The 13,599-nt window shown below is 63.7% G+C and carries 10 protein-coding genes and 1 tRNA gene; all 11 read left to right on the forward strand.

Annotation, left to right across the window (positions count from 1 at the left end):
* Window positions 1–6: 6 nt before the first annotated feature.
* Window positions 7–82 (forward strand) — tRNA-Trp (locus KF708_03555).
* A gap of 74 nt (window positions 83–156) precedes the next feature.
* Entirely contained in the window at window positions 157–594 is a 438-nt protein-coding gene (gene secE / locus KF708_03560) for a preprotein translocase subunit SecE (protein ID MBX3411769.1), read from the forward strand.
* Window positions 595–661: 67 nt separating this feature from the next.
* Window positions 662–1,510 (forward strand): transcription termination/antitermination factor NusG, encoded by an 849-nt coding sequence (gene nusG, locus KF708_03565; protein ID MBX3411770.1) that lies wholly within the window; start codon window positions 662–664, stop codon window positions 1,508–1,510.
* 50 nt (window positions 1,511–1,560) lie between these two features.
* Window positions 1,561–1,986: a 50S ribosomal protein L11 gene (gene rplK / locus KF708_03570; GenBank protein ID MBX3411771.1), complete on the forward strand. Its 426-nt coding sequence runs from the start codon at window positions 1,561–1,563 to the stop codon at window positions 1,984–1,986.
* Between the two features lie 73 nt (window positions 1,987–2,059).
* Entirely contained in the window at window positions 2,060–2,737 is a 678-nt protein-coding gene (gene rplA, locus KF708_03575) for a 50S ribosomal protein L1 (GenBank protein ID MBX3411772.1), read from the forward strand.
* 73 nt (window positions 2,738–2,810) lie between these two features.
* Entirely contained in the window at window positions 2,811–3,359 is a 549-nt protein-coding gene (rplJ, locus tag KF708_03580; GenBank protein MBX3411773.1) for a 50S ribosomal protein L10, read from the forward strand.
* A gap of 131 nt (window positions 3,360–3,490) precedes the next feature.
* Entirely contained in the window at window positions 3,491–3,904 is a 414-nt protein-coding gene (rplL, locus tag KF708_03585) for a 50S ribosomal protein L7/L12 (protein MBX3411774.1), read from the forward strand.
* A 354-nt stretch (window positions 3,905–4,258) separates the two neighbouring features.
* A complete protein-coding gene (gene rpoB / locus KF708_03590) occupies window positions 4,259–7,969 on the forward strand; it encodes a DNA-directed RNA polymerase subunit beta (protein ID MBX3411775.1) in 3,711 nt (1,236 codons plus the stop codon).
* A 117-nt stretch (window positions 7,970–8,086) separates the two neighbouring features.
* The gene (gene rpoC, locus KF708_03595; GenBank protein MBX3411776.1) at window positions 8,087–12,457 is read left to right on the forward strand and encodes a DNA-directed RNA polymerase subunit beta'; all 4,371 of its coding nucleotides are present in this window, start codon (window positions 8,087–8,089) and stop codon (window positions 12,455–12,457) included.
* A 186-nt stretch (window positions 12,458–12,643) separates the two neighbouring features.
* Window positions 12,644–13,012 carry a 30S ribosomal protein S12 gene (rpsL, locus tag KF708_03600; protein ID MBX3411777.1) on the forward strand — a complete coding sequence of 123 codons (369 nt, stop codon included), beginning with the start codon at window positions 12,644–12,646 and terminating at the stop codon, window positions 13,010–13,012.
* 72 nt (window positions 13,013–13,084) lie between these two features.
* Complete coding sequence (gene rpsG / locus KF708_03605; protein MBX3411778.1) at window positions 13,085–13,555, forward strand: 30S ribosomal protein S7; 471 nt, start codon at window positions 13,085–13,087, stop codon at window positions 13,553–13,555.
* Window positions 13,556–13,599: the final 44 nt, after the last annotated feature.

Genomic DNA, 13,599 nt, shown 5'->3' on the forward strand with positions numbered 1-13,599 from the left:
CGACACAGGGGTGTAGCTCAATTGGCAGAGCGCTGGTCTCCAAAACCAGAGGTTGCGAGTTCGATTCCCGCCGCCCCTGCCATTTTAATTCGGGCCGCCACCCCGGCGTCGGTCGTCCGCGGTGGGGCGGCTTGTCGACAAGGTGGTTGACACGCAATGGCTGTGCAAGACAAACGAGAGGCTGCCATGGGCCCATGGCTGGGCGAGCTGTTTCGGTTCGACGTCTACAAGCGCACGCAGGGGCGCGTCACCCGACAGGTGACGTTCGCGGCTATTGCGCTGGTGGCGGTGCTGGGAGCGTGGCGTTTGGGCCGGAGTCTGATGGACTACGGTCCGACGGGAACCTACGGCGTGCCGTTGGTTCTGGCGGTCGTGGGATGCTGGCTGGCGTTTCGAGCGGTGAACGTGCCGCGCTTCGCCGACTTTCTCATTTCGGTCGAGGCCGAGATGAGCAAGGTGTCGTGGCCGACGCGCGACGTGCTGTTTCGCAGCTCGACGGTGGTGATGTTCGTCATCTTCGCCCTGGCCGCCGTCCTGTTCTTGTACGACATGATCTGGAGTCAGTTGTTGAGCCTGTTAGGGATCAGCGGCTGACGCGCGGTAGGTGGCTGGGCGCCCCGGGCGCGGCATCCACGGCACGTGAAAAAGGGAACCTGCGGTGATGAACGAGCCGAACCATCCGACGGACGATCCGCACGCCGACTCGCTCGGCGCGGAGCCGGAAGTGCCGGTCGGCGGTGCGGGTGAAGCTGCGCCAGCGGAACCGGTCGACGAAGTCGGCGCGGATGCGACTCACGGCGAGCTCCAGCGCGAGGAAGAGGAGGCGGTCGCGGCCGAGGTGGCGGACGAAGTCGCCAGCGACGTGTCGGAGGCCGAGGAGCCCGTTGCCGAGGAAGAGGAGCCCGTTGCCGAGGAAGAGGAGGAGGTTGGCGAAGGACATCCGGTCGAGTTGCTCAGCGAAGAGCGTCCCGATCCCTCGAACAAGTGCTGGTACATCCTCAAGGTGCAAAGCAACCGCGAGGACTCGATTCGCGATGCACTGCTGCGTCGCGTGGCCATCGCGGGATTCGAGGATTACTTCGATCAGATCATTATCCCCACGGAGATGGTCACCGAGTTCAAAAACGGCAAGAAGCGGGTCGTCAAGAAGAAGCTCTACCCGGGCTACCTGATGATCCACATGAGCGTCAACGACGACACCTGGTTCCTGGTGCGCGACACCCCCGGCATCGGCGATTTCACCGGCGCCGGCGGCAAGCCGATTGCAATGCAGGAGCATGAGGTCAATCGGCTGTTGGCCAAGCAGGACGAGAAGACCCCCGACGCGCCGAAGCTGCAGATCAGCTTCAAGGCCGGGGATCGCGTGAAGATCAACGAAGGGACGTTCGAGAACTTCGAGGGCGATGTGGACGCCATCGACGAGGCCAATGGCCGCGTGACGGTGATGATCAACATCTTCGGACGATCGACCCCCGTCGAATTGGAATACTGGCAAATCGAATCGGTGTAAGCAGTAACGAGCGGCGCCCCCGCGGCCCCGCGAGAAGGCGATAGCAAACCATGGCCAAGCAGCTTGTGGCGGAAGTGAAGTTTCAGGTGCCGGGCGGGCAAGCCACCCCGGCTCCGCCGGTCGGTACCTCGCTCGGTAAGCACGGCGTGAACCTCGGGCAATTCGTGCAGCAGTTCAACGAGCGCACGAAGGATGCCGGCGGCATGCCGATTCCGGTGGTCGTCAAGGTGTTCAACGACCGCAGCTTCGAGTTCGTGACGAAGAGCCCTCCGGCCGCCGCCCTGCTCAAGCAGTTGGCCGGCATCGCCAAGGGCTCGGGCGTGCCGAACCGTGAGAAGGTGGGCAAGGTCACCGCCGCGCAGGTCGAAGAGGTCGTCAAGCTGAAGATGGCCGACCTGAATGCCCGCGACGTCGAGCATGCCAAGCGCATGGTCGAGGGGACCGCCCGCAGCATGGGGCTGGTCGTCGAAGGTTAGCAGCCCCCGCGGCGGCGCCGCACGAAACAACGCACGAGCAACTCGAGAGTTCACGAGAGAAAGACGGGAAATCATGGCGAAACAGTCGAAGCGGATGAAGGCCCTGGTCGCCAAGGCGCCGGCCAATCCGGTGCCGCTCAGTGAGGCGGTCTCCGTAATCAAGCAGTTCGGCAATACGAAGTTCGACCAGTCGGTCGAGATCGCGATGCGGCTGGGCGTCGACGCCAAGCAGGCCGATCAGATCGTGCGCGGTTCGATCGTGCTGCCGCACGGCATCGGCAAGAGCCTGCGGGTAGTCGTGTTCGCCAAGGGAGACCTGGCCGAGCAGGCCAAGCAGGCCGGTGCCGACGAAGTCGGCGGCGAGGATCTCGCCAAGAAGATCAAGGACGGCTGGACCGATTTCGATGCCTGCATCGCCGCGCCCGACATGATGGGCCTGGTCGGTCCGTTGGGGCGCGTGCTCGGTCCGCGCGGGTTGATGCCGTCGCCGCGTGCCGGCACGGTCACGCCCGAAATCAGCCGCACCGTGAAGGAATACAAGGCCGGTAAGGTCGAGTTTCGCAACGATGCTGGCGGCGTGGTACACGCCCTGGTCGGCAAGATAAGCTTCGATGCCGGCAAGCTGCTGGAGAACGTGCAGGCCTTTATCAACCACATCAACGCGATCAAGCCGAACACGGTCAAGGGGCAGTACGTGAAGAGCATCACGCTCAGTGCGACGATGAGCCCTGGCGTCCACGTGGCCGCCTGATCGCCGACGAGATGCCCCCCGCCCCTCCCACACACAAACCTGACCAGGCCGCCCGAGCCGCGCGAGTTTTACGATGAGCAAGTACGTCAAAGAGTTGGTCACCGACAGTTTGAAAGAGCGCCTCAGCGGCGTGAACGACGCCTTCCTGGTGAGCGTGGCGGGCATGAACGCCGGCAGCAACCACCGCCTGCGGATGCAGCTTCGTGCGAAGAAGATGCATCTGCTGGTCATCAAGAACAGCCTGGCCCGTCTGGCGGCCAAGGATACCCCGCTGGCGGCGGCCTTCGAGAACATCGAAGGGCCGGCGGCGCTGGTCTGGGGGGGAGACGACGTCGTCGCCTTGGCCAAGGAAATCACGAAGCTGTCCGAGGACAAGGAATTTCAGCCCTTCGCCATGCGTGGCGGCGTGCTGGACGGACAGACCCTGACGAGCGAAGACGTCAAACAGGTCAGCAAGTGGCCGAGCCGCGAAGAGCAGCTCAGCATCCTGGTCGGCCAGATCCTGTCGCCGGGCGCCAACCTGGCCAGCCAGTTGACCAGCGTCGGCGGCGCTCTGGCGAGCCAGATCAAACAGCAGGGCGAAGAGGACGGCGAGGAAGCAGTTGAAGCCCCCTCGGCTTAAGTCATCAGCGGGCAACCCGCAAAGCACGAATCACGAGTTTTCATCCCACCCAACCACAACGTCTGATTCGCGGCGGCCGAGCTTGACGTTCGACCCGGCCCGCCGCCAAGTGAGAAAGGATAGCGACAGCAATGGCCACCGATGCAGCAACGCGAGAGTTCTCGACTTCCTCGAAGGAACTGGGCGACAAGATCGTCGCACTGACGCTGAAGGAAGCGAAGGAACTGAGTGATTACCTCGAAGAAGTCCACGGCATCAAGCCGGCGGCGGGTGGCGCGGTGATGGTCGCCGGTCCGGCTGCTGGCGGGGGTGCCGCTGCCCCGGCCGAGGAGCAGAGCGAATTCAACGTCGTCCTCGAAGGTTTCGGCGACAACAAGATCGCCGTGATCAAGGTGATCCGCGCCGTCACGGGCCTGGGTCTGAAGGAAGCCAAAGACCTGGTCGAAGGCGTGCCTGCCAAGGTCAAGGAGGGGGTCTCGAAGGAAGACGCCGCCAAGCTCAAAGCCGAGTTGGAAGCGGCCGGCGCCACGGTGTCGGTCAAGTAGCGTCCATCGAATGGGGCCGCGCCGGTGGCGCCTTGCGCGCCATGGGCGTGGTGTTGCGAATCCTCGAGTCGCCCGCGTCTCGCGCGAGACGTGGCGGCTCGCAGCGCCCGGATGGAATTGGATTGAGCTCGCCACTGATTTGCGTGAACGAGACGCGGCGACGATCGGCCAGGGCGTGCGCAAGCGCGTCATGTGCCGGCGACGTTCGGCGTCCGTCCTGCGTTGCTGTCGGCGCTTGGAACGCGCCTTGCCGAAATCGGTCTGCGCATTCCCGCGCGCAGATCTGCGCCGCGTCGGCAGGTAGTCGCTCGCGCCGGCCCATCTCCTGAGAACCTGGAAGGAGCACGATCTCTTATGGCCACCACGGCAGAACGACGTCTCCGCCCCGCCGAACGCCGCCAATTTGGCACCGGGCGCGAACCGTTCGCAATTCCCGATCTGACCGAGATCCAGACCCGCGGTTACGACGCCTTTCTGCAGCGCGACGTCACCGCCGAGAAACGCAAGGATCAAGGCATCGAAGGGGTCTTGCGCGAGATCTTCCCGATCGAGAGCTACGACAAGAGCCTGCGCCTGGAGTACGTGCGCTACGAACTGGGCAAACCGCGCTACGAGCCGGACGAGTGCCGTCAGTTGCGACTCACCTACGGTCGTCCCTTCCGCGTCTGGCTGCGGCTCACCAAAGAGCAGCCGATCGAGGAGGAAGTCTACCTAGGCGATATGCCGATCATGCTCGGCGGCGGCGAGTTCATCATCAATGGCGCCGAGCGCGTCGTGGTGAGCCAGTTGCACCGCAGCCCGGGCGTCGATTTCGTCAGCGAGATCGAAGGGGGCGAGCGGCGCATGCACAGTTGCCGCATCATTCCCGAGCGCGGTAGCTGGATCGAATTGAACGTCACGAAGAAGGACACGCTGGGGGTCCGTATCGACCAGAGCGGCAAGTTCTCGGCGATGACGTTGCTGCGGGCGATGGATCCGAAGTACGGCCAGGACGCCGACCTGCTGCGTTGCTTCTACAAAACCGCGGTCGAGAAGATCGTCGACGGCCGCAGCGTCGGCAAGGTCGAAGGCCGCATCGCGGTGAACGACATCGTCTACCCGCACAACAGCGAGCGGGCGGGGGAGATCATCGTCGAGGCCGGCCACAAGATCACGAAGAATGCCGCGGAACTGATCTGCACGTCGGGGCTCACCTCGGTCGAAGTGACCGACGATGCCCGCGACAACCTGATCCTGGCCAGCCTGGGGGAAGACGCCACGTCGAGCCACGAAGAGGCGTTGCTGAAGATCTACCAGCGACTGCGCCCGGGCAACCCGCCGCAGTTGGAGAAGGCCCGCGCCCTCTTCCACGAGAAGTTCTACGACACGAACCGTTACCGCCTGGGCAAGGTGGGCCGCTTCCGCATCAACCGCAAGTTGCGGCAGAACGTGCCCGAGTCGGAGATGACCCTCCGCCCCGAGGACTTGATCAACGCGATCAACTACCTGCTGCGTCTGCGCGAGAACGACGTCGAGGCCGAAGTGGACGATATCGACCACTTGGGCAACCGCCGCCTGCGCACGATCGACGAGCTGGCCTGCGACGAGCTGCGCAAGGGCTTCCTCAAGCTGCGTCGCACGGTGCAGGAGCGGATGAGCCTGAAGGACGTCGAGGACATGACGCCCCGCAGCCTCATCAATCCGAAGAGCATTTCGGCGGCGATCGAGTACTTCTTCGGCCGCGGCGAGCTGTCGCAGGTCGTGGACCAGACGAACCCCCTCTCGATGCTCACGCACGAGCGTCGTTTGTCGGCCCTCGGCCCCGGCGGTTTGAATCGCAAGCGTGCCGGCTTCGAAGTGCGCGACGTACACATTTCGCACTACGGCCGCATCTGCCCGATCGAGACGCCGGAAGGTACGAACATCGGTTTGATCTCGAGCCTGGGCATCTACGCCGCGGTCGACGAGTACGGCTTCCTGATCACGCCCTATCGCAAGGTGGTCAAGGGTAAGCTGTCGGACGAGGTCGTCTGGCTGCGTGCCGATCAAGAGAGCGAGGCCTTCGTCGCGCCGGCCGATGCCCCGATCGACAAGGGGCGCATCACGGGCGACACGATCATCGCCCGCAACCGTGCCGACTTCGCGCTCGTGCCGGTCGACAAGATTCAGTACATCGACGTGGCCCCCAGCCAGATGGTGGGCGTGTCGGCCGGTTTGATTCCGTTCCTCGAGCACGACGACGCCAACCGCGCGTTGATGGGTTCGAACATGCAGCGACAGGCGGTCCCCTTGCTCGTGACCGAGCCCCCCCTGGTGGCGACGGGCATGGAGGTGGACGTGGCCCGCAACTCGGGCATGCTCGTGCGTGCCCGGCAACGCGGCACGGTGACCTACGTCGACGCGACGCGGATCGAGGTCGGCAGCGAGATCTATCCGCTCCGCAAGTTCGTGGGCCTCAACGAGCGCACCTGCCAGAACCAGAAGCCGATCGTCGAGGTCGGCCAGAAGGTCGAGAAGGGCGAAGTCATCGCCGACGGCGCCGCGACCTTCCGCGGAGAGCTGGCCCTGGGACGCAACGTGCTCGTGGGCTTCATGGCCTGGGACGGCTTCAACTTCGAGGATGCCATCATCATCAGCGAAGAGCTGGTGAAGAACGATACCTACACGTCGATCCACATCGAAGAGTTCGACATCGAAATTCGCGAGACGAAGCTCGGTCGCGAGGAGTTCACCCGCGATATCCCCAACGTCAGCGAGAAGGCGCTCCGCAATCTCGACGAGACGGGTATCGTGCGGATCGGCACCTTCGTGCGTCCGGGCGACATCCTCGTGGGCAAGGTTTCGCCCAAGTCGAAGACCGAGCTCACGCCGGAAGAAAAGTTGCTCCACGCGATCTTCGGCCGTGCCGGCGAAGACGTGAAAAACGATTCGCTCGAGGTGCCGTCCGGGGTGGAAGGCATCGTGATCGACACGCAGAAGTTTTCGCGCCGCATGAGCCTTTCGGACGACGAACGCCGCACGTTCGAAAAGGATCTCAAGGACGCGGAGACGTCGGGCAACGCCGAGATTGCCACCGCCTTCGGCGAGTTGGTGTCGGAGATCGAGAAGATCGTCGGCAAGACGCTGACGGACGAGGACGGCAACGCCCTGGTCCGCGATCAGGAGCATAAGTTCGTCGCCGAGCAGGCGCAGCGCTTCCGCGTCGAGGCGCTCGACGTCCGCAGTCCGCAGCGCAAGGCCGATATCGAAAAGGTCTACAAAACCCACTGGCCGGCGGTCGAGAATGCCATCGACGCCCGCGATCGGGTCTTGAACTCGATGAAGCGCGGCGACGAGTTGCGCAGCGGCGTGCTGCAGATGGTCAAGGTGTACGTCGCGGCGAAGCGCGTGATCTCGGTCGGCGACAAGATGGCCGGGCGCCACGGGAACAAGGGTGTGATCGCCAAGATCCTGCCGCAGGAGGATATGCCTTTCCTGGCGGACGGAACGCCGCTGCAGATCATGCTCAACCCGCTCGGCGTGCCCAGCCGTATGAACGTGGGCCAGATTCTCGAGACGCACCTGGGTTGGGCCGGCGCGAAGCTGGGCTTCCAGGCCATCACGCCGGTGTTCGACGGGGCGTCGGAAGAAGACATCCGCCAGTGCCTCCGCGACGCGGGTCTGCCCGAGCACGGCAAGGCGCAACTCTTCGACGGACGCACGGGCATTGCGATGGAGCAGGAAACGACGGTGGGCTACATCTATATGCTGAAGCTGCACCACCTGGTCGACGACAAGGTCCACGCCCGTTCGACAGGTCCGTACTCGTTGATCACGCAGCAGCCGCTTGGTGGCAAGGCCCGCTTCGGCGGTCAGCGTTTTGGCGAAATGGAAGTGTGGGCACTAGAGGCGTACGGCGCCGCTTACATCCTGCAGGAACTGCTGACGGTGAAGAGCGACGACGTCGAGGGACGGACGAAGATCTACGAATCGATGGTCAAGGGCGAGAACACGCTCGAAGCAGGAACGCCGGCCAGCTTCGACGTCTTGACCAACGAAATTCGCGGCTTGGGACTGAACATGCAGTTGGAGAAACGTCACGTGTAGGTAAGGCGTGTCGGCTCGGCGATCGAGCGGCGCCCACCGTCCCGCAGCGGTGGCGTCGAGCCAGTCTCGATCGCGATTCCAACTTCCCTGGCTTGCCCCCGGTAAGGAGTGTGCATAGTGAGCAGCGTCGGCGAAACCTCCTACGATCGCATCAACGACTACGCCTCGGTCAAAATCAGCCTTGCGCGACCGCACGACATTCGTAGCTGGTCGTTCGGCGAGGTGAAGAAGCCCGAGACGATCAACTACCGTACGTACCGTCCGGAAAAGGACGGCCTCTTCTGCGAGCGCATCTTCGGTCCGGAGAAGGACTGGGAGTGCGCCTGCGGCAAGTACCGCGGCATGAAGTACAAGGGCATGATCTGCGATCGCTGCGGCGTGAAGATCACGCACAGCCGCGTGCGCCGCAAACGCATGGGCCACATCGAGCTGGCCGCGCCGGTCGTGCATATCTGGTTCTTCAAGGCGATGCCCAGCCGGTTGGGCAATCTGCTCGACATGAAGACGACCAGTCTCGAGAAGGTGATCTACTTCCAGGACTACGTCGTCACGAAGCAGGGGGATACGCCCCTCAAGCAGCGCCAACTGCTGACCGAGGAAGAGTACCGTGCCGCGCGCGAGCAGCACGGCGAAGGCTCGTTCGAAGCCGACATGGGGGCCGAGGCGGTCCGCAAGCTGCTCATGGAGCTCGACCTGGTGCAGTTGTCGAAGGACCTGCGCGAGGAGCTCAACACGACCGGCTCGAAGCAGAAGCAAAAGGACCTGATCAACCGGCTGAAGATCGTCGAGTCGATCCGCGACAGCGACAACAAGCCGGAGTGGATGGTGCTCGACGTCATCCCGGTCATTCCCCCCGATCTGCGTCCGCTCGTGCTGCTCGACTCGGGCAATTTTGCCACGAGCGATCTGAACGATCTCTACCGCCGCATCATCAATCGCAACAACCGGCTCAAGAAGCTGGTCGATCTGAACGCGCCGGAAGTGATCATTCGCAACGAAAAGCGCATGCTGCAGCAGTCGGTCGACGCGCTGTTCGACAACAACCGCTGCAAGCGCCCGGTGCTCGGTTCGAGCAACCGCCCGCTCAAGTCGCTGACCGACATGATCAAGGGCAAGCAGGGCCGTTTCCGCGAAAACCTGCTCGGCAAGCGCGTCGATTACTCGGCCCGTAGCGTGATCGTCGTGGGTCCCAGCCTGCGTCTGCACTCGTGCGGCCTGCCGAAGAAGATCGCGCTCGAGCTGTACCAGCCGTTCATCATCCGCCGCCTGAAGGAACTCGGCCACGCCGATACCATCAAGAGCGCCAAGAAGATGCTCGAGCGGAAGGACGAGGAAGTCTGGGATATTCTCGAAGAGGTGATTCACAATCACCCGGTGCTGTTGAATCGTGCTCCCACGCTGCACCGCATGGGCATTCAGGCCTTCGAGCCGGTGCTGGTCGAAGGCAACGCGATCAAGCTGCACCCGCTCGTGTGCAAGGGCTTCAACGCCGACTTCGACGGCGACCAGATGGCGGTTCACCTGCCGCTGTCGATCGAGGCGCAGGTCGAGGCGCACACGCTGTTGATGTCGACGAACAACATCTTCAGCCCCGCCAACGGCGCGCCGATCATCAGTCCCTCGCAGGACATCGTGATGGGTTGCTACTACATGACCATGTCGCTGCCCGAGGACCGGGGAGATGGCATGATCTTCAGCTCGATGGACGAGGTGCAACTCGCCTACTCGCTGTTCAAGATCGGCACCCACGCCAAGATCAAGGTCAAGCTGCCGCCGCATCGCCGCTTGAAGGGAGATGGCGACTCCGAGGGCTCCGCGCCGGGCGCCATCATCAACACGACCGTCGGCCGCGTCATGTTCAACTCGACGCTGCCCAAGGGAATGCCCTTCTACAACATCCCGATGCGATCGAGCGAGCTGTCGCGCGTCATCTCGGACTGCTACCAGTTGCTCGGTCGCCGCGCGACGATCGACCTGCTCGACGAGCTCAACCGCACGGGCTTCCGCGAAAGCACCCGCAGCGGTCTGTCGTTCGCCACGGACGATCTGATCACCCCGGCCAACAAGGGGAAGATCATCGGCGAGGCCGAGCGCCAGGTGCTCAAGATTCTCAAGCTCTATCAGAAGGGCGTGATCACCGAAGGGGAGCGTTACAACCAGGTGCTGGACGCCTGGACGCATGCCCGCGAGCGCATCACGACTGAAATGATGAGCGAGCTGGAGACCGACTACCGCCGGCCCGGCTTCGTGAACTCGATCTACCTGATGGCGCACTCCGGTGCCCGCGGTGGCGTCGAGCAGATTCGTCAGTTGGCCGGCATGCGTGGTTTGATGGCCAAGCCGTCGGGCAAGATCATCGAAACGCCGATCAAGGCGAACTTCCGCGAAGGCCTTTCGGTGCTCGAGTACTTCAGCTCGACGCACGGTGCCCGCAAGGGTCTGGCCGATACGGCCCTCAAGACGGCCGACTCGGGCTACCTCACCCGCAAGCTGGCGGACGTGGCGCAGAACGTCGTGATCACGATGGAAGACTGCGGCACGACGCAAGGCATCACGAAGGGGGTCATCTACCGCGGCGAAAAGGTCGAGGTACGTCTGGCCGACTCGATTCGCGGCCGCGTCAGCCGTACGAACATCGTCAACCCGATCACCGACGAGGTGATCGTGCGAGAAGGTGATCTGATCACGATCGAGATCGGCCGCCGCATCGAGGAACTGGGTCTCGAAAAGATTCAGGTTCGCAGCCCGATGACGTGCGACGCCTCGCTCGGTTGCTGCCGCTTGTGCTACGGCATGGATCTCTCGACCGGTTCGCTGGTCGAAGAGGGGATGGCCGTGGGCATCATCGCGGCCCAGAGCATCGGCGAGCCGGGTACCCAGCTTACGATGCGTACGTTCCACATCGGTGGCACGGCCGCCCGCGCGGTGGAAGAGAGCGAGATCCGCGCCAAGAAGGGTGGTGTCGTGCAGTGTACCCGTTTGAAGGTGGTGCGCAACGACGCCGGCCAGCAGGTGGTGCTCAGCCGCAACGGCGAAATCCTGTTGCTCGATCCGAAGGGGCGCGAGCTGGAGAAGTACGAGATTCCAGCCGGTGCGAACCTGATGGTCGAGGAAGGCTCCGAGGTGAAGCCCGGCGTCGTCCTCTGCCAGTGGGACCCGCACAGCATCCCGATCCTGGCCGAGGTGGCCGGTAAGGTCCGCTTCGAAGATGTCATCGAAGGCGAAACGATGCGTCTCGAGAAGGATCCGGGCGGTCACGTGCGGCGCCTGATTATGGAGCACAAGGGGGACCTGCATCCGCAGATCATCATCGAAGACACCTCGGGCAAGATTCTCGACTTCTACTACCTGCCCGAAAAAGCCAACATCGAGGTGAACGAGGGGGATCTGATCTCGGCCGGTACGCTGGTGGCGAAGCAGTCGCGCGAAGCGTCCGGTACGCAGGACATCACGGGCGGTCTGCCGCGCGTGACGGAAATCTTCGAGGCACGCAAGCCGAAGGAACCGGCGGTCATCGCCGAGATCGACGGCGTCGTCGAGTTGCTCGGCGAGAAACGCCGCGGCAAGCGTACGATCATCGTCCGCAGCGAAAGCGGCATCGAACGCGAACATCTCGTCTCGCACGGCAAGCACTTGCGCGTCCACGCGGGTGACTTCGTGCGGGCCGGCGAGGCGCTGGTCGATGGCCCGCTCGTGCCGCACGACATTCTGCGCATCTCGGGCGAAGAAGCAGTGCAGCAGTACCTCACCCGCGAGATTCAGAACGTCTATCGCAGCCAGCGCGTCGAGATCAACGACAAGCACATCGAGATCATCGTCGCCCAGATGTTGCGGAAGCTGCGGATCGAGTCGGTGGGCGATACCGGCCTGTTGCCGGGGAGCATCATGGACCGGTTCGAGTTCCGCAAGGTGAACCAGGACCTGCTCAAGTGCGTGAGGATCACGGAGAAGGGGGACAGCGACTTTGCCGCCGGCTCGATCGTGCCGAAAGACGCGCTCGAGCAGGTGAACGCCCAGATCGAGGCGCTCGGTGGCGAGGCGGCCCGCGGGACGAAGCCCAAGGGGGCCACGGCCAGCACGCAATTGTTGGGCATCACCAAGGCGGCGGTGCAAAGCTCGAGCTTCATCTCGGCGGCCAGCTTCCAGGAAACGACCAAGGTGCTGACCGAGGCGGCGTTGGCCGGCAAGGTCGACCGCCTGGTGGGTCTGAAAGAGAATGTGATCCTGGGGCACCTGGTGCCGGCCGGTACCGGTTTCCGGACCTTCCAAGAGGCCGAAGTCCGCATTCGACCCGAGGCGCTCGAGGCGCTGGCGGTCGAGAAGCAGAGGGTGCTCACGCGTGCCTTCCCGCTGCTCGATTCCGCCACTCCCGAGGGGGCCCACGGCGAAACGAACGGTGGCCCCGCCCCGGCGGAACGGAGCGATTCGGCTCCGGCCACGCCCAGCTCGCTCGACGCCCTGCTGGGGGGCGAGGGGGCCAGCGAGTAACGATTCGACGGAAAACAGCCTTCGACCCCGCTCCGACTGCCCGGCTCGAAAAGAGTGCCGGCGGTTGGGGTCTGGTCGGCTTGACAACCCACGGTGACCCTGTAGCTTAAGGGGTTCCACCCCACAGCCAATGGAGCGCGGGGTGCCCGCTCGTGTGAGCCGGCGCCGCCGCGTGTGAGAGAGATTATGCCGACGATCAATCAATTGGTGCGGAATCGCCGTCGCCAGCCGCGCAAGTTCAGCAAGTCGCCCGTCTTGGACAAGTGTCCGCAAAAACGGGGCGTCTGCTTGCAGGTCAAGACGATGACCCCGAAGAAGCCGAACTCCGCGCTCCGCAAGATCGCGCGCGTGCGGCTCTCGAACGGGAAGGAAGTCACCGTCTATATCCCGGGCGAAGGTCACACGCTGCAGGAACACTCGATCGTGCTCGTGCGCGGCGGCCGTGTCCGCGACCTGCCGGGCGTGCGTTACCACATCGTCCGCGGCACGCTCGACTGCCTGGGCGTGGCCAATCGCAAGCAATCGCGCAGCCTGTACGGCGCCAAGAAGAGCTAACCGGAAGATCAGCATCGGACCGGGCGCGGGCCCCGCACGGCTCGCCGGTCTGCAGAAGGGAACCAGCGAAACATGGGTCGTATTACCGCCAGTCGCAAACAGCTTACGCCCGATCCACTTTACGGGTCGCTGTTGGCGAGCAAGTTCATCAATTGCCTGATGTACGACGGCAAGAAGAGCGTTGCCCAGAGCGTGTTCTATAACGCGCTCGAAAGTGTCCGCGAGCGCGTGCCCGGCGTCGAGCCGATCGAGGTCTTCACCCAGGCGGTCGAGAACGTGAAGCCGTCGGTCGAAGTCCGCTCACGCCGCGTCGGTGGCGCCGCGTATCAGGTGCCGATGCAGGTGAATCGCACGCGACAGCAGTCGCTGGCCATTCGTTGGCTGTTGCTGGCGGTGCGTGAGAAGAAGGGACGCGCCATGGAGGAGAAGCTGGCCGACGAGCTGGTGGCCGCTTACAACCGCGAAGGCGCCGCCGTCACCCGTCGCGAGAACGTGCATCGCATGGCCGACGCGAACAAGGCTTTCGCTCACTTCGCCTGGTAACCCGACGAACGAACACTACCGCCGCGCCGGACACGGTTGGTCCG

The sequence above is a fragment of the Pirellulales bacterium genome, assembly GCA_019636335.1.
In the GTDB taxonomy this organism is placed as follows: Bacteria; Planctomycetota; Planctomycetia; order Pirellulales; family JAEUIK01; genus JAHBXR01.